The organism is Polymorphobacter multimanifer, from assembly GCF_014205635.1.
GTDB lineage: Bacteria > Pseudomonadota > Alphaproteobacteria > Sphingomonadales > Sphingomonadaceae > Sandarakinorhabdus > Sandarakinorhabdus multimanifer.
In genome coordinates this window covers 1-23,324 of sequence record NZ_JACIIV010000035.1, presented here as the reverse complement: position 1 = coordinate 23,324, position 23,324 = coordinate 1, and the positions used below count along the sequence as shown (strand labels likewise).

23 protein-coding genes and 2 pseudogenes are annotated in these 23,324 nt (G+C 66.5%); 13 read left to right on the top strand and 12 right to left on the bottom strand.

What is annotated here, in order from left to right; all coding sequences use genetic code 11:
• Nucleotides 1-46 precede the first annotated feature (46 nt).
• From FHS79_RS16840 to FHS79_RS16805, 8 genes and pseudogenes are all read right to left on the bottom strand, one after another.
• A complete protein-coding gene (locus tag FHS79_RS16840; RefSeq protein WP_341534477.1) occupies nt 47-2,146 on the bottom strand; it encodes an efflux RND transporter permease subunit in 2,100 nt (699 codons plus the stop codon).
• Nucleotides 2,106-2,774, bottom strand: coding sequence for an efflux RND transporter permease subunit (locus FHS79_RS19515; protein WP_308430074.1), 669 nt, complete (start codon nt 2,772-2,774; stop codon nt 2,106-2,108). Before FHS79_RS19515 ends, FHS79_RS16840 begins: the two co-directional genes overlap by 41 nt.
• Nucleotides 2,775-2,799: 25 nt before the next feature.
• Nucleotides 2,800-4,002, bottom strand: a complete 1,203-nt coding sequence (locus FHS79_RS16835; protein WP_243452969.1) for an efflux RND transporter periplasmic adaptor subunit — start codon at nt 4,000-4,002, stop codon at nt 2,800-2,802.
• A gap of 32 nt (nt 4,003-4,034) precedes the next feature.
• On the bottom strand, nt 4,035-5,321 hold the full coding sequence (locus tag FHS79_RS16830; RefSeq protein WP_184202727.1) for a TolC family protein: 1,287 nt from the start codon (nt 5,319-5,321) through the stop codon (nt 4,035-4,037).
• A gap of 69 nt (nt 5,322-5,390) precedes the next feature.
• Entirely contained in the window at nt 5,391-5,741 is a 351-nt protein-coding gene (locus tag FHS79_RS16825; RefSeq protein WP_184202726.1) for a hypothetical protein, read from the bottom strand.
• A gap of 547 nt (nt 5,742-6,288) precedes the next feature.
• Nucleotides 6,289-6,755, bottom strand: a pseudogene (locus FHS79_RS16815) (IS66 family transposase); the annotation flags it as partial.
• Between the two features lie 60 nt (nt 6,756-6,815).
• Nucleotides 6,816-7,109, bottom strand: coding sequence for an IS66 family insertion sequence element accessory protein TnpB (gene tnpB, locus FHS79_RS16810; RefSeq protein WP_184202724.1), 294 nt, complete (start codon nt 7,107-7,109; stop codon nt 6,816-6,818).
• 179 nt (nt 7,110-7,288) lie between these two features.
• Nucleotides 7,289-7,510 (bottom strand): transposase, encoded by a 222-nt coding sequence (locus FHS79_RS16805; RefSeq protein ID WP_184202722.1) that lies wholly within the window; start codon nt 7,508-7,510, stop codon nt 7,289-7,291.
• Nucleotides 7,511-7,702: 192 nt separating this feature from the next.
• Here FHS79_RS16805 and FHS79_RS16800 point away from each other — a divergent pair, with 192 nt between their 5' ends.
• The 7 genes from FHS79_RS16800 (at nt 7,703) to FHS79_RS16770 (ending at nt 13,107) form a co-directional block, all read left to right on the top strand.
• Entirely contained in the window at nt 7,703-8,500 is a 798-nt protein-coding gene (locus FHS79_RS16800) for a hypothetical protein (protein WP_184202720.1), read from the top strand.
• 122 nt (nt 8,501-8,622) lie between these two features.
• Nucleotides 8,623-9,798 (top strand): lipopolysaccharide biosynthesis protein, encoded by a 1,176-nt coding sequence (locus FHS79_RS16795; RefSeq protein ID WP_184202718.1) that lies wholly within the window; start codon nt 8,623-8,625, stop codon nt 9,796-9,798.
• Nucleotides 9,799-9,880: 82 nt separating this feature from the next.
• Nucleotides 9,881-11,047, top strand: coding sequence for a DUF3089 domain-containing protein (locus FHS79_RS16790; RefSeq protein ID WP_184202716.1), 1,167 nt, complete (start codon nt 9,881-9,883; stop codon nt 11,045-11,047).
• Nucleotides 11,044-11,538, top strand: coding sequence for a Holliday junction resolvase RuvX (gene ruvX / locus FHS79_RS16785; RefSeq protein WP_184202714.1), 495 nt, complete (start codon nt 11,044-11,046; stop codon nt 11,536-11,538). Before FHS79_RS16790 ends, ruvX begins: the two co-directional genes overlap by 4 nt.
• Nucleotides 11,535-11,897, top strand: a complete 363-nt coding sequence (gene msrB / locus FHS79_RS16780; protein WP_184202712.1) for a peptide-methionine (R)-S-oxide reductase MsrB — start codon at nt 11,535-11,537, stop codon at nt 11,895-11,897. The genes ruvX and msrB overlap by 4 nt, the downstream gene beginning before the upstream one ends.
• Entirely contained in the window at nt 11,894-12,802 is a 909-nt protein-coding gene (locus tag FHS79_RS16775; RefSeq protein WP_184202710.1) for a peptidylprolyl isomerase, read from the top strand. Before msrB ends, FHS79_RS16775 begins: the two co-directional genes overlap by 4 nt.
• The gene (locus FHS79_RS16770; RefSeq protein WP_184202708.1) at nt 12,802-13,107 is read left to right on the top strand and encodes a DUF952 domain-containing protein; all 306 of its coding nucleotides are present in this window, start codon (nt 12,802-12,804) and stop codon (nt 13,105-13,107) included. The genes FHS79_RS16775 and FHS79_RS16770 overlap by 1 nt, the downstream gene beginning before the upstream one ends.
• Here FHS79_RS16770 and FHS79_RS16765 read toward each other — a convergent pair.
• Nucleotides 13,050-13,745, bottom strand: a complete 696-nt coding sequence (locus FHS79_RS16765; RefSeq protein ID WP_184202706.1) for an eCIS core domain-containing protein — start codon at nt 13,743-13,745, stop codon at nt 13,050-13,052. The two genes, FHS79_RS16770 and FHS79_RS16765, sit on opposite strands and share 58 nt — an antisense overlap.
• A 66-nt stretch (nt 13,746-13,811) precedes the next feature.
• Nucleotides 13,812-14,453, bottom strand: coding sequence for a glutathione S-transferase family protein (locus FHS79_RS16760; protein WP_184202704.1), 642 nt, complete (start codon nt 14,451-14,453; stop codon nt 13,812-13,814).
• Between the two features lie 240 nt (nt 14,454-14,693).
• On the opposite strand from FHS79_RS16760, the gene FHS79_RS16755 reads away from it, so the two are divergent.
• Genes FHS79_RS16755 through FHS79_RS16735 form a run of 5 tightly spaced genes read left to right on the top strand, consistent with a single transcriptional unit; the run spans nt 14,694 to nt 21,447 of the window.
• Entirely contained in the window at nt 14,694-16,175 is a 1,482-nt protein-coding gene (locus FHS79_RS16755; protein ID WP_184202702.1) for a Do family serine endopeptidase, read from the top strand.
• Nucleotides 16,176-16,232: 57 nt separating this feature from the next.
• A complete protein-coding gene (locus FHS79_RS19240; protein ID WP_184202700.1) occupies nt 16,233-17,315 on the top strand; it encodes a bifunctional transcriptional activator/DNA repair enzyme AdaA in 1,083 nt (360 codons plus the stop codon).
• 57 nt (nt 17,316-17,372) lie between these two features.
• Nucleotides 17,373-18,833 carry a hypothetical protein gene (locus FHS79_RS16745; RefSeq protein WP_184202698.1) on the top strand — a complete coding sequence of 487 codons (1,461 nt, stop codon included), beginning with the start codon at nt 17,373-17,375 and terminating at the stop codon, nt 18,831-18,833.
• Nucleotides 18,830-20,311, top strand: coding sequence for a DUF1570 domain-containing protein (locus FHS79_RS16740; protein WP_184202696.1), 1,482 nt, complete (start codon nt 18,830-18,832; stop codon nt 20,309-20,311). The genes FHS79_RS16745 and FHS79_RS16740 overlap by 4 nt, the downstream gene beginning before the upstream one ends.
• A 35-nt stretch (nt 20,312-20,346) precedes the next feature.
• Nucleotides 20,347-21,447 (top strand): aminotransferase class I/II-fold pyridoxal phosphate-dependent enzyme, encoded by a 1,101-nt coding sequence (locus FHS79_RS16735; protein ID WP_184202694.1) that lies wholly within the window; start codon nt 20,347-20,349, stop codon nt 21,445-21,447.
• Nucleotides 21,448-21,474: 27 nt separating this feature from the next.
• Here FHS79_RS16735 and FHS79_RS16730 read toward each other — a convergent pair whose 3' ends face one another.
• Nucleotides 21,475-22,443 (bottom strand): SDR family oxidoreductase, encoded by a 969-nt coding sequence (locus FHS79_RS16730; protein WP_184202692.1) that lies wholly within the window; start codon nt 22,441-22,443, stop codon nt 21,475-21,477.
• 60 nt (nt 22,444-22,503) lie between these two features.
• Between FHS79_RS16730 and FHS79_RS16725 the strand changes: the two genes are divergently transcribed.
• Entirely contained in the window at nt 22,504-23,007 is a 504-nt protein-coding gene (locus FHS79_RS16725; RefSeq protein ID WP_184202690.1) for a DNA-deoxyinosine glycosylase, read from the top strand.
• On the opposite strand, the pseudogene FHS79_RS16720 reads toward FHS79_RS16725, so the two are convergent.
• Nucleotides 23,004-23,231 (bottom strand): annotated as a pseudogene (locus FHS79_RS16720) (acyl-CoA carboxylase biotin carboxyl carrier protein subunit); the annotation flags it as partial. The gene FHS79_RS16725 and the pseudogene FHS79_RS16720 overlap by 4 nt on opposite strands.
• Between the last annotated feature and the right edge of the window lie 93 nt (nt 23,232-23,324).

The following is a 23,324-nucleotide window of genomic DNA, read 5'->3' as shown; positions in this document are numbered from 1 at the left end:
CAACAGGGTCTGATCCTCCCAGAGTCATCGGCAGTGTGAATCACAGCTACGACCCAAAGGGAAGACGCTCTGCCCGGGAATCTGCCCCGGCTACCATGACCAGCAGCCCGAAGATCAGCAGCAGCGCGAGCGGCACGACGATCTGCAATCGCGCCGTGGCCGACTGGAGCTGCTCGAATGTGCCGCCATAATCAATCCAGTAACCCGGCGGCATATCGACCTCGCTGCCGATCTTCGCTTTCAGCTCGCCGATGAACGAGCCGAGATCGCGCCCGCGCACGTTGGTCGTCACGACCGCGCGGCGCTTGCCGTCCTCGCGGCTGATCTGGTTGGGGCCGGTGGTCCGCTCGATGGTTGCCACTTCGGAGAGCGGCACCGTTCCGGCACCGTTCGGCAACGGGATGGGCAGGCGCTGCAAGACGGTCGCATCCTGCCGCAAATTTTCGGGCAGGCGCACGACAATATCGAAGCGCCGGTCGCCTTCGAAGATCTGCCCCGCCTCCTGGCCGCCGGTTGCGGTCGCCACGACGTTCTGCACATCGGCGACGTTGAGACCGAGCTGCGTCAGTTGCACGCGATTGGGAACGATCTGAATGAACGGCAGCCCGGTCACCTGTTCGGCCTGCGCGTCCTCGGAGCCTTCAACGGCGGCGGTCACCTTGGTCACTTCGTCCGCCAGCCGCGCTAGCTCGTCGAGATCGTCGCCGTAGACGCGGACGGCCACGTCCGAGCGGACGCCAGCGATCAGCTCGTTGAAGCGCATCTGGATCGGCTGGATGAACTCGTAGCGCGATCCGGGCACCTGCTGGACCGCCGTATCGAGCTCAGCGACCAGCTGCGCCTTGGGCTTGCGCGGGTTCGGCCAGTCTGCGCGCGGCTTCATAATGATAAAGGTGTCGGCGACCGACGGCGGCACCGCCTCGGTGGCGACATCAGCGGTGCCGATCTTGGCGAAGACCTGTTGGACTTCGGGGAACTGCTTGATGCGGCGTTCGAGCGCGGACTGCATCGCCACTGCCTGGGTAAGGCTGGTGCCGGGGATACGCAGCGCGTGCATCGCGATGTCGCCCTCATCGAGATTGGGGATGAACTCCGATCCCAGCCGCGTCGCGGCGAGGCCGGTGAGCACCACCAGCACCGCCGCGCCTGCCACCACCGTCTTGCGTGCATCGAGCGCTCCGTCGAGCAGCGGGCGATAGCGTTCGCCTGCTACGCGCATCAGGCGGTTTTCCTTTTCCTTGACTCGGCCGGTGTCGAAGGTCGCGACGGCGGCCGGGACCAGCGTCAGTGACAGGATCGCCGCTGCGGTCAGCGCCAAGACGACAGTGAAAGCCATCGGATGGAAGGTTTTTCCCTCGACACCTTCGAGCGCGAAAATAGGCAGATAGACGATGGCGATGATCGCGACCCCAAACATGCTGGGGCGGACGACTTCGGCCGCCGCCGTCTCGGCAAGGCTGAAGCGTTCGTCGCGGGTCAGCAATCGGCCCAAGCGGTGCTGCGCTTCGCCGAACCGGCGCAGGCAGTTTTCCACGATGATGACCGCGCCATCGACGATCAACCCGAAATCGAGCGCGCCGAGACTCATCAGATTGCCCGATATGTCCCACGCGACCATTCCGGTGATGGTCATCAGGAAAGAAAGCGGAATGACCGCCGCCGTGATCAGCGCGGCGCGCAGATTGCCGAGCAGGAGGAAGAGCACGACGATGACCAGCAGCGCGCCTTCGGCGAGGTTCTTCTCGACCGTGCGGACGGTCGCGGCAACCAGCTTCGAGCGGTCGTAGACGGTATTGACGGTGACGCCGCCGGGCAGCGACTTGTTCACTTCCTCCAACCGCGCCGCGACGGAGTTCGAGACATCGCTGGCATTCTCGCCGACCAGCATGAAGATCGTGCCGAGCACGACTTCGCGCCCGTCCTTGGTCGCAGCACCATTGCGGACTTCCGAGCCGATCTCGACATCCGCTACATCGGCGACGCGGATCGGCGTGTTCTGGCGAAACGCGACGATGATGCCCGACAAGTCGCGCTCGTTCGCCGCCTGGCCAGGGACACGGATCAGATATTGCGAGCCGGACTGCTCAATATATCCAGCGCCGACATTAGCGTTGTTCTTTTCCAGCGCGGCGACCAGATCCTGCACGGTCAGGCCGAAGGCCCGACAACCGCTCCGGAACCGGCGCGACGACATATTCGCGGCGATAGCCGCCGACCGAATTGACTTCGGTGACGCCTTTGACGGTGCGAAGCTGCGGGCGGATCACCCAGTCGTGGAGCGTCCGCAAATCCTGCGCGGTGTAGAGCTTACCCTGGTCGTTGACCGCGCCGCGCCGCGCTTCGACCGTGTACATGAAGATTTCGCCGAGCCCGGTGGCGATCGGACCGAGTTCGGGTTCGACGCTTGCAGGCAGGCTGCTGCGCACCCCTTGCAGGCGCTCGTTGACGAGCTGGCGCGCGAAATAGATGTCGGTGCCGTCCTCGAATACCACCGTCACCTGGCTCAACCCGTATCGCGAGACCGAGCGGGTATATTCGAGCCCCGGCAGCCCTGCGATCGCGGTTTCAACAGGAAAGGTGATTCGCTGTTCGGCCTCCAGCGGCGAGAAGCCCGGTGCAGCGGTGTTGATCTGCACTTGAACGTTGGTGATGTCGGGCACGGCGTCGATCTTGAGCCGCTGGAATGCCCACATCCCTACGATCGCGAGCACTGCCGCGATCCCGAGAACGATGAAGCGCTGCTGTATCGACAGCCGGATGATGCGTTCGAGCATGACTGACTGTTCCTAACGCCGGATCTTAATGGTCATGGCTGGCGCCGGACTTTTCGATGTCGGCCTTGATCACGTAGCTGTTCTTGGCGGCGTAGGTCGTGCCGGGCTTGAGCCCGCCGAGCACCTCGGTCCATTCCGGCCCTTCGCGGCCGAGTTCGAGCATCCGCACCTCGTAGGTGTTGCCGACCTTGGCGAAGACCACGCGAAAGTCGCGGAATTGCTGGATCGCTTCGCTTCGGACCGCGAGCGGCACCGTGCTGCGCTCCACCGTTACAATACCGCGCACCGCCATGCCCGGCCGCCAGACACCGCCCGGATTGGGAAGCGCCGCGCGCGCGGTCACGGTCTGCGTCTGCGCTTCGGCCAGCGGAAGGAAGTCGCGGATGACCGACCCCTGTGCGCGGTTGCCTTCGAGCGGTTTGATCTGCACCGCCTGGCCGGGCCGGACCTTTTCAATGTCGCGCGGAAAGATTGGGAAGGTCGCGACGGTGCGGCTGGGGTCCGATATGACGAAGATCGGCTCAGTACCCGCGACGTCGCCGACATTGGTGTTGCGCTGAGTGACGATGCCCGCGATCGGCGAATAGACCGAATAGGTCTGAAGCGAATAGCTGCTCTCCACGCGCGCCAGCAGCGTGCCTTTGCCAACTCGATCACCGACGTTGCGATAGACCGCCATCACTGGCCCGGCGAATTTCGCGCCGACATCGGCGCTGGCGGCAGGGTCGAGTTCGACCCTGCCAACGATTTCCAGCGTCTCGCCGATCTCGGCAGGCCCGGCGACGGCGGTCTCGATGCCGGCAGCGCGCGCGGCATCAACCGCGATCGTCGTGCGCCCTTCGTAGGACGGGAATTTCCATTGATGCCGCCGTCCGCCCTCGTTGGCGGTCGCGACGACATCGAAGCTGTGCGGTTCGACCAGCGTCGCGTTTCCACGCAGATAAAACTGCTCGGGCCGGAATGCGAAGGTGGTCACTTCGCCGTCGAGGCGGCGGATGGTGACGCTCGCCTGCACTTCGCCGGGCGGTAGCGGCTTGTCGTCGCGATAGGCGTAGAGCCGGTATTCGGGGGGCACGCCGTCCTCGAACACCGTCATTTCCAGCGCAAAGTCGCCGTCTCGCAGCATCCTGCCGTTATGCGGTCCGCGCTCGTAATCGCCCGCAGTGGCGGCGTTGCCATGCTCACCGGGGCTTTTGTCCGGCTCCTGTCCACATGCGCTGAGCGACAAGGCAAGCAGCAGGGCAATCGAAAGCTTTTTCATCAGCGGGCCTCCTGGACGAGCGGCGCGAAACGGCCGGTAAGGCGGTCGAGTTCGACGCGGGCCCCGTGGTGACGGGTGGCAGCGCGCACCATGCTCGCGCGCGCCTCATGGAGCGCAGTCTGCGCGGTCGAGACATCGAGGAAGGTGAAGCCACCGCGATTATAACCCGAACGCACTTCAGCAAGCGTGCGCTGAGCGCCGGGCACCACCTGGTCGCGGATCGCCTCGACCTCGTGCGCGGTCTCGGTCACCTTTTCGGCGGCGAGCGCAATCTGCTGACGGCGCTGGAAGGTGTCGACCGCGAGATCGGCTTCAATTTGCCGCGCTTCGGCTTCGGCGCGGGCGATGTTGGCGCGGTTCAATCCGCGATTGGCGAGCGGAAGCGATACGCCCGCGACAAGCGCGACATCGCCGGTCCCGATATAGCGCGGCCCTGCCGAAAGCGTTGGATCGGTTCGAGTGGCCGCACGCTGCAAGGTCAGCTCGGCTGCCGCGCGCCGCCGCCGAATTTCGTAGATGGCGAGATCGACGCCGGCCGGCTCGGCAGCGCCCGCCGCTTGCGAGACGTTCGTGAAGGCGCCGCGGCTGACGCTCAATCCGGTGGATGGGCCACCCCAGAGCAACGCGAGCCTTGTCATCGCGGCATCGCGGGCATGTTCGGCGAGTTCGAGATCGACCCGCGCCTCGGCGAGCTGCGTCCGCGCGCGGGTTCCGGCAAACAGCGGATCGCGCGCTTCGGCCACGCGCCTGCCGACTTCGCGGGAAAGCTGTTCGGCGATACTCACCCGCTCGCGCGCAATGCCGACCATCGCCTCTGCCGCCTGCACCTCAACGTAGAGACGCTGCACGGCGGCGGCGATATCGAGCCGCCGGATAAGCCCGTCGGCGCGCGCAACGTCGATATCGGCGTCGGCTACACCGATCCTTGCCGCGCGCTTGCCGCCGCGTTCGATGCGCTGGTTGTAGGTGCCCGTGATCTGGAACTGACGCCGCAGTTCGTCTCCGCCGACCCCCAGATTCTCAGCCATCACGTCGACGGAGGCGGCAGGCCGTGTGTCGGCTGCTGCGCGCGCCGCCGATAACGTGTCGATCCGCGCCGCGGAAGCCGCACCCTGCGGCGATGCCGCCACCGCGCGCGCAACCGCGTCTTCGAGCGCCAAAATCTGCCCGGAGACGCGCTCCGTTCCGGAAGGCGGACCTGACTGTGCATAAGCGGGCAGGGCGCTCGCAAGCAGGCCGAGCACGGCCGCGTGATGCGCCCGGTGGCGCCAGACTCGATAATTCATAAAAAGCTCCGCGTGATCGGACGTGCAGACGCTTTCAGTCGCTAGGCGGCTGGCGTCTCGTTCAGTCGATCAGGCGAAGCGCGGAGGTCGTCGAAGCCGACCGGCATGTTGAGAGCGGTCAGCAGTGGTGGCGCTGCTGAAATACAGCGGCCCATCGGCAGACGGTGATACTGCCGGAAGAATCAGCGCAGTCGCGTCAAGCGCGGGTTGCGCGGCCATCAGAGCGGGCATGTGATCGTGCCCGGACTTGCCGGCAGGCTCGTTCGTCGCGCCATCCTCGTGAACGGTGACCTCGCCCGTCGCCTCATCGTGCTCATGATGCTGATCGACCGCGACCGGCTTTCCCGCATGAGAGATGCCATGCACGCTCCAGGCCATCGCGGGCACGGTCATCCCGACCGCAACAAGCGCGAGCAGCAACTTAATTAGAATCGAGGCGAGAGACGAGTGCACATTTGCTCACTAACCGCCGGCTCGACGCGCGACAACCACTATGAGATCGACATGAGCACCAGCCGATAATTTGCTCGCCCTGGAATCCAAACAGCAGCACCAGCGTTGCCAGCAAAGCGACCAGCGACAATCAGGGGCTCCTCAAGGCGTTCTTGATTGACGCCGCCGGTTCTCGTAAAGCTCTGTGCAGGCGCGCCCGACTTTTTGTGGGGCGGGATTAAACGGTCAAAAACTTACACAAAACCTTACACAGTTTTCACTTGTCCGAAGAATTATCGTTTATTATCAATCACTTACGGAAGTCTCGTCCCACTCAAAATGGGGTCATTATTTCCGCCCTGACTACCGTTACGTCAGCCGCTTCATTAAAGAGTTCTCGGGCGATCAGGTGCCGCCGATATTGTGCCTCACCGCCACAGCGAAGCCCGAGGTGGTCCGCGACATCCGGGATCATTTCAAGAACCGCCTCGGGATAGGGTTAATCCTGCTCGACGGCGGTGCCGTGCGGACAAATCTGTGTCACCTTCCAATGACGCGGGATCACTTCCAGCGTGTCGGTGATATCCTCGCCCAGCTTGGAGAGGCGATTGATGCCGCACGCCTGGCATGAATACGGCGACGGCACCACCACCCGCTCGCGCGGCAAATGCTCGGGAAACGGCTTTTTGGCCGGTGCCTGCGCTCGAAGCTGCGGACATTAGCGGTGTTCTGCGCGGCAATTTCGGCGACGAGGGCATCTTCGCTGGCGTCGGCTTCCAGTTTCTCGAGCTGCAACTCCAGTTGGTCGAGGAGGCGGCGGGTGTGTTCAGCGCTGGCGCCGTATTGCTCGCGCTTCAGCTTGGCGATCAGTGCGTCACGGGCGCGCTCCCGGGCGAGGGCGTTGGCAACCTTGGCTTCAACTGCGTCCGCCCGTGCCGCTGCTGCCCTGGCGAAAGCCAGCCCTTCATAATCGGTTGGCAAGGCGGGATTGGCGGCGACCAGAGAGGTGAGTGAATCACCGTCCACCATGGTGATCAAGGCCAAAATGCAGTGCCCGAACGCCTATCCGGCGCTCTTCGGCCGCCAGTTCTTCCGCGGGTTGCGACAATCAATGCCCTCGAGAAGACAAGCCAGTTGCGAAGCCGTCAGCGCCACCATCCCGTCGTTCGCCGACGGCCAGATGAACCGGCCCTTCTTGAGGCGCTTGGCGTAGAGCGACATCCCGATCCCGTCGTGCCAGATGTTCTTGACCAGCGATCTGGCCTGGCCGCGGAGCACGTACAGACCCCCAGCGAAGGGGTCTTGGCGCAGCGCCTTTTGCACAATCAGCGCCAGGCCCTGCATGCCCTTCCTCATGTCCAGTATGGCCCATCGCCATGCACACCCGCACACCCGATGGGGTTACCGCAGCGCCTTCAACGCTGCCGCCGCCAGCGCTGGTGATGCTGATGGAAGAATCGTCACCCGCCGACCCCGCGGCAGATCGACGACAATGGCGACACTTGCGCCAGATGGCGCGGAATCTAAGTTGCCGATCACCACGGCCTCCGGACGGGCCCAACTAAGGGCGCCGTCGGCGCATCCACCGTGAGCTTGTTGCGGCAGGTGTAGAGCTGCCCCGTCGAAATCTCGTGCCGGCGGGCCACCTCGGTGGGGCAAGCCCCAGGCGCAAACGCCTCGGTCAGGATCTGCAAGCGCTGCTCATCGTTCCAGCGGCGCCGGCGTTCCGGCCCCGAAAACACCGTGATCTGGCCCATCGTCCGCTCCTGTGTGCGCTCATACGAGCGCACTTAAGCGCGGTCCTTCACATAGTCGACAAAGCGGCATCCGCTGGAGGGATACGGCAAAGTCATAACTTTGTTGCTTTACCGGACGGGTCGTGGCTTTAAGCCACAGGCACAGTGTGCATTGCAGCATTTCAACATCGAGCGGGCGGGAATGGAAGAACCATGCGGAAGCTGATCAAGCAAGTGCGCGATGGCGTGGCCCAGTCGCTCTACGCCAGCGACATTGACCGGTTGATAAAGCTCAACGCCATTTCGCGGCCCAACTATGCCTATATCCTGTTGCGAGCAGCAGATCTGGCGAGCCGGCTGGGCATTCCGGCCATTTCAGCGCTCGAGTTCGGCGTTGCCGGTGGCAACGGCCTCATCGCCATGCAGGCACATGCCGAGACGATCGGCAAGCTGACCGGGGTGGAGATCAAAGTCTATGGGTTCGATACCGGCGGTGGTCTGCCACCGCCGCAGGGCTATCGCGATCTGCCCTACATCTGGCAGGAAGCACACTTCAAGATGGACGAGGCCGCGCTTCGCCAACGTCTCGGAAAGGCCGAGCTCGTGCTGGGGTTGGTGGAAGATACCGTCGCCAATTTCGCCACCACCCACAATCCGCCGCCGGTGGGCGCCATCTCGTTCGATCTTGATTATTACAGCTCGAGCGTTGCGGCATTCGGCATTTTCAACATGCCGCATGAAAAGCGCCTCCCCCGGATCTACAATTATTTCGACGATATCCTCAGTTCCAATCTTGGGGCCGTCGGCAATGCCGTGGGTGTTCCGCTCGCAATCGAGGAGCATCGCACGGCGCATCCGCACCATGGCCTCGATCCGCTGGTGCACCTCGAGTTCGAATATGCGCCAGTCCGCCGCTGGCACCGGCAGATCTATGTGATGTCGGACTTCTCGCACCCGCGCCACGACGAATATATCGTCAAGGCCGATCGGCAGCTCAAGCTGCAGGGGTGAAGCCTTGGCGGAGCGCCGCAACATTGCTTCCCACTGTTATCTTGAACCGCGTTCGCTCGCCGGCACTCGTTGCCTATGCATTCAGAGGCATCAACGCGGTCGCATCATTTGCGGCCACGGCAATGTTGGCGCGCCTCGTGGGGCCGGCCGTTGTCGGTGATCAAGGCTTTGCGGTCCTCACGGCGACCCTGCTCGGGCTGATCGCGATGCGCGGCCTCGATCTGGTCGCGCTGCGTGAAATTGCGGGCGCCCTGCGCCAGGCGGACGAGGGCGCTGCGGCCGGTGTGCTGCGCTATGCGCGGCGCTGGATTTCGGTCTCTGCCGTTGGCTTGTCTCTGCTTTGGGCACTGCTTTCGCTCTTCACGCCCATAGCGGAGCGTCTTGCCGTCGATGCCGGCGCGCTGGCTGTAGCGTCCGTCGGCATTGCTTCAGTGGCGCTGAGCCGCCTCGGGCTCGCAGCTGTTCGCGGGCTGGGCCGGCCGGTTGCCGGACAGTTTCTGGAAGGCTTGAGCAGCCTGCTCTTCGTGGCGATGATCGCCGTCGCCTTCTGGCGAGGCGATGTCTTCGACGCCCAGACTGCCGTGGTCCTCTTCTTCACATGTCAGTCGCTTGCGATGGTCGCCATCTGGATAATCGTGCAGCGTGCGACGCGAGGCTGGGCAGTGGCCACCGCGGTCGATGGCGGTAAGCTCACCCGAGCCGGACTGCCGATGATGGCCGTGCAGGCCACCCACATGTTTTCCGACTGGCTGCTGCTAGCGCTCATCGCCGGCGCCGCCAGCGCTGCCGACATGGGAGCGATGCGTGTGGCGATGCAGATCGTGCTGGTGCTCACGCTGGTAGTCGCCACTGGCGAGACCTATCTTTCGGCCAAGGTCGCCGGCGACATCCGGGCCGGGCGCCCCGATCTCGTCTGGGCCCGCCATCGCCGCGCGAGCTTGGCGATGGCGCTGGCACTTGGGCCGCTCGTCCTCATTTGCATCGTCTTTCCCGCGCCTCTCCTAGCATTTGCCTTCGGTCCAGCGTTCGTGGTTGCAGCACCGGCGCTGGCGATCATGGCCATCGGGCAAGCCACGAAGACGGTCACCGGCCCCATTGGCGGCTTATTGAACATGGCGGGGCATGAGCGAGCGTTGATGGCGATCACGGCGGCGGGGGTGATCCTCCTGCTGGTTTTGGCCTTCCTGCTTGTTCCGATCTGGGGCCTTACCGGGGCTGCCACGGCACATGCAGCCTCAGTCGCGTTTCGCAATATCTTCACCTATGTCGCTGCCAGGCGCCTCGTGCGTGAGGGCTGAGCCGAGATCATCGACCCACCCAGACCGCCTGCCGCCAAAAAAACTGCATCGCTCATGGTGCAACGCCTGCTACAGCCGGTCCATGCTCGCTCGCCGCTTCCTCTGGGTCATCGCCATCCTCATCATGCTCGTGATCGCGGGGTTGATCGGCTATTGGCTGTTCGGCATGCAGATCATGCGCGCCGCCATGGTGCCCGGCGAGGCGTTCACCGCCAGCACCGCCGGGCCGCCGGCCGATTACAGCAAGCCCGCCGGCTGGTCGGCGCACCCGCAGCGGACCGATGATCCCACCCGCTGGGCGCCGCAAGGCTATCGCGCCGCCCCCGCACCTGCGGTCGCGGTCTTCTACATCCAGCCGACCAGCTTCTTCGATCGCAAGCGCTGGAACGGCCCGGTCGCCGATGCCGGCATGAACGAGCAGGGGGACAAGTTCCTCCGCCTGCAGGCTAGCCTGTTCAACGGCGTGGCGCAGGTCTGGGCGCCCAGATACCGCCAGGCGACCTTCGGCACCTTCCTCGCCACCGACACAGCGATGGCCGGCCGCGCGCTCGATCTCGCCTATGGCGATGTCGTCACCGCGTTCGAGGCCTTCATCGCCGCCCAGCCGGCCGACCGGCCGATCATCCTCGCCGGCCACAGCCAGGGCAGCCTGCATCTCTATCGGCTTCTGAAGGAGCGGGTGGCCGGCACGCCGCTGATGGCGCGCGTCGTCGCCGTCTATGCCCCCGGCTGGCCACTCTCGGTGGAAGCCGATCTGCCCGCCCTCGGGCTTCCCGCCTGCACCACCGCCGAGCAGACCGGCTGCCTGCAGAGCTGGCAGAGCTTTGCCGAACCCGCCGACATCGGCCCCATCCGCGCAACCTTCGACAGCGCCGATGGCCTCAGCGGCCGCCCGCGCCGCGGCACCACCATGCTGTGCACCAACCCGCTCAACGTCGAGGCCGGCACCCGCCGCATCGACCAGAGCGAAAATCTCGGCAGCCTGGTGCCCGCGATCGATTTCACCGGCGGCACCATCACCCCCCGTGGCCTCGGCGCGCAGTGCATGGCCGATGGCCGGCTGAGCATCGGCGAGGCGCCGGCCGAGTTCACCGCCTTCATCCTCCCCGGCAACAACTTCCATGTGTATGATTACCCGCTGTTCTGGGCCAATCTGCGCGCCGATGTCGAGCGCCGGGCAAGCGCCTTTGCCGGCGCCTCCATCCCCGCTGCCAGTCCTGCCGCCCCACTTCCGGAAGATCTGGATTGATCTGCAGCCTGGCCGCCGACTTCGCTTCAGCCCTGCCCGGCGGCGGTCGCCTCGCCGGGCTCGATCCCGGCACAAAGACCATCGGCCTTGCCACCTGCGACGCCGGCTGGAGCTTTGCCAGCCCGCACAGCACGCTGGCGCGCACGAAGTTCAGCGCCGATCTCGAAAAGCTGCGCGGCTTTGTGAAGGCCGAGCGCATCGCCGGGATGGTGATCGGCCTGCCGCTCAGCATGGACGGGTCGGACAGCCCGCGCACCCAGTCGGTCCGCGCGCTGGCCCGCAACCTTGTCGTGCTCGGCCTGCCGATCCTGCTCTGGGACGAGCGCTGGAGCACGGCGGCCGTCGAACGCGCGATGATCGCCGAAGATCTCAGCCGCGCCCGCCGCGCCGACCGCGTGGACAAACTCGCCGCCAGCTGGATCCTGCAAGGCGCGCTCGACGCGCTCACGCGGTTGCCACTGGACGCGCAAGCGGGCAAACTCGACTCATGAGTGAAAAAGCCCTTTCCCCCGCCCAGCACGCGATCCTGCGCGAGCACGCCACCGAGCGCCCCTTCACCTCGCCGCTCAACGACGAGAAGCGCGATGGGGACTATCATTGCGCCGGCTGCGGCGCGCTGCTCTACCGCTCGCACACCAAATACGATTCCCGCTCGGGCTGGCCCAGCTTCTGGGATGCCGAGCCCGGCGCCGTCGCCACCACCACCGACACGTCGCTCGGCATGGTCCGCACCGAAGTGCATTGCGCCACCTGCAACGGCCATCTTGGGCACATCTTCCCCGATGGCCCCGCCCCCACGCGCGCCCGCCACTGCATCAACGGCCTGGCGCTGGAGTTCGAAGCGGAATGACCCGCGTCGCCCTGCTCGCCGCAGCCTCGCTGCTGCTCACCGCCCAGGCGCCGGCACCCACCCCTGCAACCACGATTACCGATCCCGGCAGCGTCCTCGCCAACGCCCCCGCCGATGATTGGCGCCCGGTCGATATCGAGAACATCGTCGTTTTCGAAACGACGCGCGGCCGCATGGTGCTCGAGCTCGCACCCGCCTTCGCGCCGATGCACATCAAGGCCATCCGCCAGTTCGTCGCCGAGGGCCGCTTCGATGGCGGTGCCATCACCCGGGTGCAGGACAATTACGTCGTGCAATGGGCCGCCCGCCCGCGCCCGGCCGATGCGCCGGCGCTCCCCATCCCGCTGCCGCCGCTGCCGGCCGAATATGAAATGCCCGCGCAGGGCTTCGTCTTCACCAGGCTCGAGTTCGCCGATCCCTATGCCGAGGCAGGCTTCATCGATGGTTGGCCGGCCGGACGCGATCCGCGCACGAAAACCGTCTGGCTGGCGCATTGCTACGGCATGGTCGGCGTCGGCCGCGAAGCCCCCCCCGATGTCGGGGACGGCACCGAGCTCTACGCCGTCATCGGCCATGCGCCGCGCCATCTCGATCGCAACCTTGCCGTTGTCGGCCGCATCATCGAGGGGCTCGATGCCCATGCCAGCCTGCCGCGCGGCACCGCCGCGCTGGGGGTCTATGCAAAGGAGGCCGAGCGCACGCCGATCACCCGCGCCACGCTCGGCACCAACCTCGCCGATCCGCCACGCTTCGAGGTGATGGACACTGCCTCCGCCAGCTTCGCCCGCTACAAGGCCGCCCGCGCCAACCGCTCGGGCTTCTTCGTGCGCCCCGCCGGCGGGCTCGACCTTTGCAACGTCCAGGTGCCCGTCCGAAGGGCCACAGCCGCGCAGCAGCCGCGCTGATGCAGCCCGTCATCAAGCTGCTGCGCCCCCACGAATGGGCGCAGTTCCACGCCGATGGCCATTTCGCAGGCTCGCCCGACGATCTGCGCGATGGCTATATCCATCTCAGCACCCCCGATCAGGTCGCTCCCACCGCCGCAAAATGGTTCGCCGGCGTTGAAGGGCTGATGGCGCTCACCCTCGATGCCGATGCGCTGGCCCCGCTGAAATGGGAGCCGGCGCGCGGCGGCGTGCTCTTCCCGCATCTCTACCGCCCGCTGCTGCTCGGCGATGTCCTCGACGCGGCACCCTTCGCTGCCGGCTGAGGTCCTTCGCTCAGCCAGCGGATCGGCGCTTCCGCCTGTTCCTTGCGCACCGCCGCCACCACCGCATTGCCGCGCACCGTCGCTTCGGCCTCCATCGCGGTCCAGTCGGCCAGATAGGCCCGCGCAAAGCCATCGACCCCGAGCCGCCGATATTGCTCCACATGCGCCAGCTCATGCGCCCATAGCCACAGATTGTCGGTCAGGCCTTCATGGTCGAACACCACCACTTTCCCCAGTGTCACCGCCCCTTCCTCCAGCACCCAGGCTGTCAGCAGCGAGCCCAGCTCCAGCCGCTGCCCGCGCACCGTCCAGTGCACCCCGGTCACCAGCTGGTGGCCATAGTGCGGGGTCAGCTGCTCGGCCATGGCATCGGGGATCGGCCGGGCGCCGGCGCGCATCGCCTCGGCCGACGAGGCGCGAATGGCTCCGGCCAGCACCCCGGATGTCACCAGCTGCGATCGTTCGAGCATCGCATCGCGCTGCGGCCTGAGCGAGAGCACGGCATCGCGCCCGGACATGCCCGCCGCGACCAGCGCCGCCGGCACTCCCGGTGGCGGCCGCAGCTGCGCCTCGTCGAGTCCGCCATCGGGCCACACCAGCCCGCCAATTCCGATCAGGGCGACGAGCGGCAATGCCACCCACCAACCCCGCCACCACCTACGCAACGCAAAACCTCCAAACCATGCCCCCGAACAGCCCCATTTCTACCCCAGACCATCCCCTCCTTGCCGATTCTTGGCCCTTTTGAACCCCTCCCGGTCCCGGCAACGCGCCCAGAAAGCCCGCAAGTTCGGCCCCACGGCATCGAGATGCCCGAGCGTTTCGGCAAACAGCAGCGCATAGGCCACCGAAATGTCCGCCACCGTGAACCGCCCGGCACACAACCAATCGCGCCCATCGGCGAGGGTTGCCTCGGCCATGGCAGTCCGTGCCAGAAACCACTTCAGATAGTCCGCCGCCACCTTGGGGTTGCGGTTCTCGGGCTTCTCCAGCACCGCATAGCGGAATACCAAAGTCTGCGGAAAGGTCAGCGTCGCCTCGCCCTGGTGCAGGAAGTTGAGCCACGCCCCATAGTCGGGCTCGTCCGCCGCCACCGCCATGGCACTCGCCTGCCGAACCGCAAGCCATTGGCAAATCGCAGCACTTTCCGTCATCCGCGTCGCGCCATCGACCAGCAGCGGGATGGTGCCGAGCGGATTGTCGTCCAGGAATTCGGGCGCCCGCCACCGCGGCGGAAACGGCAGCATTTCCAGCGCATAGTCGAGCCCAAGCCCCTCCACGGCCAGTTCCTCGAGCGTCCACAACACCCGGAACGACCGCGCATCCTTGCAATGCCAAAGTTTCACCTTTTCATCCTTGCAGCAGCGCGGGCAAAGCCCGCGCCAGTCGTCGAAGCGGTTCGGCGCGCTGGCCGCGCCGCCCGCCCGGCCGGGCTTGAGCGAGTCATCGTACAGCCTTCGGCTGCGCGAAGCCGCCCTGCGCCTTGCAATGCCAAAGTTTCATTCCCAACTCCTCACCACCATTAATCCACCCTTCAGGGCCTCCACGCAATGCAGAGCCCCCCATTCAGACGGAACCGAACGCCGATGCGCACCCGCACCAAGGTCATCTCCGGCACCCTCCTCGGCCTTGCCGCCGGCGCAGCCCTTGCCCTGCAGGCAGCCGGCAGCGGCGTTGGCCCCGGTGCGCGCGGGGTCACGGAAAACCTGCCGCCGATGGACAGCAGCCCCATCACCCGCGCCGTGCCGGCAAGCCAGGCCGGTGCCACTGCCTCCTTCGCGCCGATCGTCAAGCAAGCTGCCCCCGCGGTCGTCAACATCTACACCGCCACCGTCCAGCGTCAGCAGAACGCCTTGATGAACGACCCGTTTTTCCGCCAGTTCTTCGGTGGCGGCACCCCGCAGCCGCGCGTGCAGCAGTCGCTCGGCTCGGGCGTGATCGTTGCCGACAATGGCTATATCGTCACCAACAACCACGTCGTCGCCGGTGCCGACCAGATCCTGGTGGCGCTGGCGGACCGGCGCGAATATCCCGCCAAGCTGGTCTTTGCCGATGCACGGCTCGATCTGGCGCTGCTCAAGGTCGATACCGCCGGCGCCAAGCTGCCCGTCATCCGCATGGGCGATTCGGATCGCGCCGAAGTGGGGGACATCACCATCGCCATCGGCAATCCCTTCGGCGTGGGCCAGACCGTCACAACCGGAATCGTCTCGGCGCTCGCCCGCACCGGCCTCGGCGTGTCCGACTGGCAGTTCTTCATCCAGACCGATGCCGCCATCAACCCCGGCAACTCGGGCGGTGCGCTGCTCGATGGCCAGGGCCGGCTGATCGGCATCAACACCGCCATCTTCTCGCGCTCGGGCGGGTCGCAGGGCATCGGCTTCGCCATCCCCAGCAAGATGCTCCGCACCTTCCTCCAGGCCGCCGACACCGGCAAGCTCGTCTCGGGCTGGATCGGCCTCGAAGGTGAGGCGCTGACCGCCGAGAGCGCGCGACTGGCGGGCATGGACCGCCCCGGCGGGCTGCTGGTGACGGGCGTGGCGCCGGGCAGCCCGGCCGCACAGGCCGGCATCCGCGTGGGCGATGTGCTGCGCACCGTCGATGGCAAGGAAGTCGCCGATGGCGGCCAGCTCCGCTACAGCCTCGCCACCGAAGGTGTCGGCAAGCGCCTGCAAGTGGTGCTGATGCGCGATGGCCGCGAGCAACCGGTGGCGGTCACGCTTGCAGCTCCCCCCGAAGTGCCGGCACGGCAGGTCACCCCCATCACCGGGCGCGGCATCCTGGCCGGGGTCACGGTCGCCAACCTGTCGCCGGCCTATGCGCAGGAGCTGGGGGCAGGGCTCCCCGAAAAGGGTGTCGTGGTGGTGCAGATCGTCGGCGGCGCGCCTGCGGCCCGGCTGGGCTATCTCAAGCCGGGGGACATCATCGAGACGCTCAACGGCGAGCCGGTGACCACCGTTGCCGATGTGACCCGCCGGCTCGACGCGGCACGGATCGGCTTCAACCGCAGCGGCCAGCGCGCCGAATGCGGGCTCACCGGCACCGGCCAGTTCGCCTGCCGTTCCTGAGGCATTCGCGTCCGAAAACCGCCAGACTGGCGCTGCGAACGCGCGTAGAAGGCAGGCATGGACCTGCCACCGCCTGATGTCTGCCATGCCGCGATCGGCCGCCGGGACCCGGCGTTCGACGGCCTTTTCTACACCTGCGTGCGCACCACCGGCATCTATTGCCGCCCGGTCTGCCCGGCGCGCCCGCCGCTGCTCAAGAATTGCAGCTTCGTGCGTGCGGCGGCCGAAGCCGAGGCGGCGGGTTTCCGCGCCTGCAAGCGCTGCCGACCGGACGCCGGGCCCGGAACGCCGGCGGCGAGCGGCAGCAAGGCGAGCGTGACCCGCGCGCTGCGGATCCTCGAAGCCCCTGCAGCCGATGCGCCCCCGCTGCCGCGGCTGGCGGAGCGGCTCGGGCTTTCGGAACGCCATTTGCGGCGTCTGTTCGCACGCCATCTCGGGGTCAGCCCGGTGGCGCTTGCCCAGGCCAGCAAGCTCGCGCGCGCCGTCGAGCTGCTCGATCGCACCGAGATGCCGATGGCCGCTGTGGCGGCTGAAGCCGGCTTCACCAGCGTGCGGCGCTTCAACGAACTTTTCCTCGCCGTCCACAACGAAACCCCTCGCCAACGCCGCTCGCGGAGACCCTCGGCCATGCACCTCACCCTCAGCCGCTTCGAGACGCCTTTCGCGACGCTGCTCATCGTCACCACGGCATCGGGCGCGGTGGCCGCCCTCGATTTCAGCGATTTCGAGGAGCGGCTGCGACGCCTGCTCACCCGCCACCACGGGCCGGTGACGCTGGTGAGCGGTGACACGCCCCCGGCAGTGGCCGAAGCGCTCGCCGCCTATCTGGCCGGAGACCTTTCGGCTCTCCAGCGCATCCCCACCGCCGCTGCCGGCACCGCCTTCCAGCAGCGCGTATGGGCAGCACTCTGCGCCATCCCTCCCGGCCAGACGCGCAGCTATGCGCAGATCGCCGAAGCCATCGGCCAGCCCGGTGCGGCGCGCGCCGTGGGCATGGCCAACGGCCAGAACCCGATCGGCATCATCGTGCCCTGCCACCGCGTGATCGGCGCCTCGGGCAGCCTGACCGGCTATGCCGGCGGCATGGCCCGCAAGGCGTGGCTGTTGGCGCATGAAGGCGCTGCATTGCAGCTTGTGTAGCAAAACGGCCTTGGACTCCCCGCCATGCCATGGCAGCCTGCAGTCATGCGCAAATGGATGCTCCTTCTGTTGTTTGCCTTCGCCACCCCGGCACAGGCCGAATGGCTTGTTGCGGAGACCGAGCATTTCCGCATCCATGGCGATGTTCCGGAACAGCTGATCCGCGATCGCGCGGCATTGCTCGAAGACTATCGCGGCCTGCTCGGCGCGCTCACCAATGTCGGCGCTGCTGCCGCCAGCCCCGCGCCGAGGCTCGATGTATATCTGGTCGGAAACATCGCCAAGGCATCGCCGTTCGGCCGCACGAGGCCGGATATCGCCGGCTTCTACACTGCCGGGCCGGGCGGCGTGCAGGCCTATGCCGTCACCGTCGAGTCCGGCCTGTCGATCCTGCTGCACGAATATGCCCATCATTTCATGCTGGCCTCGGGCAGCGGCACCTATCCCGCCTGGTATGTCGAAGGCTTTGCCGAATATTTCATGACTGCGCGCTTCACGCCCGACCAGGTCGAGTTCGGCGCGGTCGATCGCAATCGGGCGTCGTTCCTTGTCGGCAGCGAATGGCTGCCCATGGCGGATCTGCTCGCGGCCCCGGTTTCCGGCGGCGTGCTCTTCTATGCGCAGAGCTGGGGCCTCACCCACTATATGTTCCGCGCGCCCGGCCAGCTGCCCAAGCTGCAGGCCTATCTGCTGGCGGTCGCCAATCGCACCGGCTCGGTGGAGGCGTTCAAGACGCATGTCGCCGAAGATCTTCGCGCCTTCCAGGGCCGGTTGCGCGGCTATCTGATGAGCCGCAAGATCACCCTCACGCGCTTCAAGCGGCCGCCCGCCACGCCCGCCAATGTCGTGGTGCGCAAGCTGCCGGCCGCTGCCGAAGACCTTCTGCTGCCGATCGCCAACCTCGAGCGACTGCCATCCGATTCGCCGCTGAAGAACCGCGCGATCGAGGTCATCACCAGGGCCGCTGCAAGGCATCCCGGCGATCCGATGGCCGAACGAGCCCTGGCGCTGCTGGCGCTGCGCTTCGGTGATCGGAAGGAGGCCGCCGACCGGCTTGATGCCTTGCTCGAACAATCCCCCGCCGATGCCACGTTGCTGTTGTGGCGCGCCGAAGCCACGCCGCAGGATACGCCGGACGGCCGTGCCGAAGCGCTGCGCGCGCTGGTGCGTGCCTACAAGGCCAACCCCGAGGATTGGCGCACGCTGCGCGCCTATGCGCTGGCGCGCGGTGCCCGCACCACCCGGCTCGGCGATTCCGATCTCGATGTGCTGCAACTCGCCTGGCAGCTGGCGCCGCAGGTGCCCGAAGTGGCGGTGGATTTCGCCGCTGCCCTCGTGCATGCCGGCCGCCCGGTCGCAGCAGCACGCATCCTGGCGCCGGTCGCCAACAGCCCGCACGGCGGGCGCCTCGCCATCCTGGCCAAAACGCTGATGACCTCGGCGGAAGCCGGCAATAACCAGCTCTTCTTCGACACGCTGTTCGCCAAGCCGCAGGAAGACGCTACTGAGGCACCATGATGCTGCGTATTGTCCTGCTTGTCGCAATGCTGGTGGCCAGCCCCGCCCGCGCCGAATGGCTCATGGCCGAATCCGCGCATTTCCGGCTCCATGCCAACACATCCGAAAAGTCTATCCGCGAGCGCGTTGCCCTCCTCGAGGATTTCCGCAGCCTGCTGATCACGCTGACCACTGCCGGTGCCGCGCGCGCTCCCGAGCCTCGGCTCGACGTCTATCTGCTCGGCAACATCGCCGATGCGCGGCCGTTCAGCCGGCTGCCTCCCTCGGTTGCCGGCTTCTACGTGGCTTCGCCCGGCGGCGTCGTGGCCTATGCGGAAAACGGCTCATTGGGCATCGCGACGCTGCTGCACGAATATGCCCATCATTTCATGCTCGCATCGGGGGCTGCCGCCTATCCAGCCTGGTATGTCGAAGGCTTTGCCGAATATTTCATGACCGCGAGGTTCCAGCCCGAAAAGGTCGAGTTCGGCGGGATCAATGACGTTCGGGCGCGTTGGCTCGGCCACGGCAACTGGCTCCCGATGGAGCGGGTGCTGGCGCGGCGCATTCCTGCAGGGCAGGGCGAGACGACCGCCATGTTCTACGCTCAGAGCTGGGCGTTGACCCATTATCTGTTCCGCGCCGAAGGCGAGAATGCGAAGCTCCGCGCCTATCTCAAGGCCGTCAACCTCGGTGCCGATCCGGTCGAAGCCTTCAAGACCCATGTCGAGCCCGATCTCGGCAAGTTCCAGGGCCGGCTTCGCAATTATCTGAGCGGGCGCAAGTTCACCTACAGCACGTTCAAGCGGCCTGCCGTCACCCCGGCCACCGTCACCGTCACGCCGCTGCCGGCGTCGGCGCGCGATTTGCTGCTTCCCCTGGCAGATCTGGAGGTGGCACCACCCAACGCCCCGATCAAGGATCGTGCGACGGCAATCATCAACGCCGCCGCCGCCAGGCACCCCGGCGATCCCCTCGCCGACCGCGCGCTGGCGCTGCTGGCGCTGCGCTTCGGGGACCGTGAAGAGGCGGCAACACGGCTCGAAACCCTGCTGAAAAACGCCCCCGATGACCCGCTGTTGCTCCTCTGGCGTGCCGAAGCCACCCCCAAGAACACCCCCGAGGGCCGCGCCGCTGCCCTGCGGCTGCTGGTCCGCAGCTCCAGGGCCAATCCCGATGACTGGCGCACGCTGCGCGCCTATGCGCTGGCCAAGGGCGCCCGCACCACCCGGCTGACCGACAATGATATGGATGTGCTGCTCGCCGCCTGGCGCCTGGCGCCGCAAGTCGATGTGCTGGCGCTCGATCTTGCAGTGGCAATGGCCCATGCCGACCGCCTGCCCGAAGCCGCCAATGTGCTGGCACCGCTCGCCAATGCCCCGCACGGCGGCCGGTTTGCTGCACTGGCAGAGCGGCTTGTGGAAGCAGCCGAGGCCGGCGAAAAGCGCGGGTTCTTCGCCGCACTGGCGCGCCCTGCGCCGGCAACGGTTGCGCCATAGTGCAATCGACGCAGCGCTGTGCGAAGCGCAGGCGCATGACAGCCAGCATCGATCCGTTCCACGCCATCGCTCTCAGCCGCCGTGCGCATCAACTGAAGGCGGAAGGCCGCAGCATCATCGCCATGCATTTCGGCCAGCCCAGCACCGGCGCCCCGGCGGCGGCGATCGCGATGGCACACCATGTGCTCGATGCCGACCCGATGGGCTATTGGGAATCGGACGCGCTGAAAGCCCGCATCGTCCGCCACATGGCCGAGACGCAAGCGGTGGCACTGCAGCCCGAGCAGATCATCCTCACCTGCGGCGCCTCGCCGGCGCTCGTGATGGCCCTGACCACGCGCTTCGCCCCCGGAGACCGCGTGGCCATCGCGCGCCCGGGCTATGTCGCCTATCGCAACAGCCTGAAAACACTGCACATGGTGCCCGTCGAAATCCCCTGCGGCCCGGCCGAGCGCTACCAGTTGACGGCCGCAGCAATCGCCGCACTCGATCCCGCTCCCCAGGGCGTGCTGATCGCCAGCCCGGCCAACCCCACCGGCACCATCATCGCGGAGAGCGAGCTGGCCGCCATCGCCGCGGTGTGCCGGGCGCGCGGCATCACCATCATTTCGGACGAAATCTACCACGGCCTGCACTTCGAAGCGCCCGCCGCGTCGATCCTGCGCTTCGAGCCGACGGCGCTCGTCATCAACAGCTTCAGCAAATACTGGTCGATGGTCGGCTGGCGGCTGGGCTGGCTGGTGGTGCCCGAAAACGATATCGAGGCAGCGCGCGCCCGGATGGGCAGCCTGTTCCTCACGCCGCCCAGCCTGTCGCAGCATGCAGCCCTCGTCGCGATGGACTGCGCGCCGGAGCTGGAAGGACACCGCGCCACCTATGCGCGCAACCGGCAGCTGCTGCTCGCAGCACTGCCGTCACTCGGCCTCAGCGAAATCGCGCCTCCCGATGGCGCCTTTTACCTCTATGCCAATGTCGCGCATCTCACCGATGATTCCCAGGTGCTTGCCCACCGGATCCTCGAAGAAACCGGGGTGGCGCTCGCACCGGGCCGGGATTTCGATCCCATCGATGGCCCCCGCCACCTGCGCTTCAGCTTTGCCGCAAGCACAGCGGACGTGGCGGAGGCGATCACGTGATTGCGCGCCTGGCTTCCGCGCTGACGGTCAGCCGCCGCCCAGCACCGGCAGGATCGCGCCGGTGATGTAGCTGCCGGTCTGCGGCGAGGCGAGAAAGACATAGGCGGGTGCCAGTTCTTCGGGCTGTGCCGGACGCTTCATCTTCACGCTGCTGCCGAAGCTGCTGATGCTTTCGGGCGTCTGGTCCGAGGGGTTGAGCGGCGTCCATACCGGACCGGGGGCAACGGCATTGACGCGGATCCCGCGCCCGACCAGCATCGCTGCGAGCGACTTGGTGAAGGCATGCAGCCCGGCCTTGGTGATGGAATAATCCACCAGCTCGCCCGAGCCTTCCATGCCGACGACCGACCCGCTGTGGAGGATGGAACCACCCGACGGGATATGTGCGATCGCCGCCTTCACCATGTTGAAGCTGCCGTAGAGGTTGGTCCGCATCGTGCGGTCGAACTGCTCGTGCGACAGATCCTCGATCTCGCCGATATGCTGCTGGAAGGCGGCGTTGTTGACGAGGATGTCGATCCGTCCGAACTCGGCCACCACCTGCTCGACGGCATTTTCGGCAAAATCCCGGTCGCCGATATCGCCGCGCAGCACCAGGCTGCGTCGCCCTTCGGCCTCGACCGCCGCCGCCGCATCGGCGGCATCGCGATCTTCATCGAGATGGATGATCGCGACATCGGCTCCCTCCCGCGCGAACAGCACCGCCACGGCCCGGCCGATCCCAGAATCACCGCCGGTGATAAGCGCCACCTTGTCGCTCAGCTTGCCCGAGCCCTGATAATAGGGGGCGTCGTACATGGGTGCAGGATCGAGCACATGCTCGTCACCCGGCTTGGGGTGGCGCACCTCGGGGAAGGGCGGCTCGGGGTAAAGCCGAGCGCCCGCCTGCATGGCGCCCTCGGGCTTGTCCGCCGATCGCTGCTCCTCGGTCAGCGCCTGCTCAACTGCTTCACCTTCCGCCACCGCCTGTTCGCGGCTGCTGTCCTGCTCGTTCATCACGGATCTCCAAGTTCGGCAGGCCATTGCCCGGCGCTGCGCATCATGGTTTCAAGCCGCATGCAAACCGACAGTTCCGGGCGATCGACAAATCCGCTGCCGCCGCTGGCGGACGCCAATACACGCGTGCTCATCCTCGGCAGCCTGCCCGGCCGGGCCTCGCTCGCGGCTGCCCGCTATTATGCCCATCCGCGAAACCAGTTCTGGGCGCTGCTCGGGCCGGTGGTCGGCGCGGACCTGGTCCCGCTCGATCATGATGCGCGGCTGGACGCCATCGCCCGGGCCGGCATCGGGCTGTGGGACGTGATCGGTGCCGCGGCGCGGGTCGGCAGCCTCGACAGTGCCATTCGCGCCGCCGATCTTCGCGATCTGGCGGGGCTCGTGCAAAGCCTGCCGGCGCTGCGGCTGGTGGCGTTCAATGGAGGAAGGGCTGCAAAGGACGGTGCGCCACTGCTGTCAGGCGCTGGCGTCCCGACCCTCACCCTGCCGTCGAGCAGTGCTGCTCTGGCGCGGCCGCTGGCCTGGAAGCAGGTGCAGTGGCAGGCGCTTGCAGCGTATCTCTAGCCTTCGAATTCCATGATCACCGCGTCGACCGCCAGCGAATCCCCCGCCTTGGCGCAGAGCTTCGCGACCACGCCGGCCTTTTCGGCGCGCAGGATATTCTCCATCTTCATGGCTTCGACCGTGGCAAGCACCTGGCCGGCTTCGACCTTGTCCCCGGCGGCCACGGCAACGCTGACGACGAGCCCGGGCATCGGGCAGAGCAGGAACTTGCTCATGTCCGGCGGGTAACCGGGGCAGATTGCCGGGCGTTAGGCAGCAGCGAGCCTGACGAGGCTGGGCAGACTGGGGATGCTCGACGCCCCTGGGACAGCGAAGCG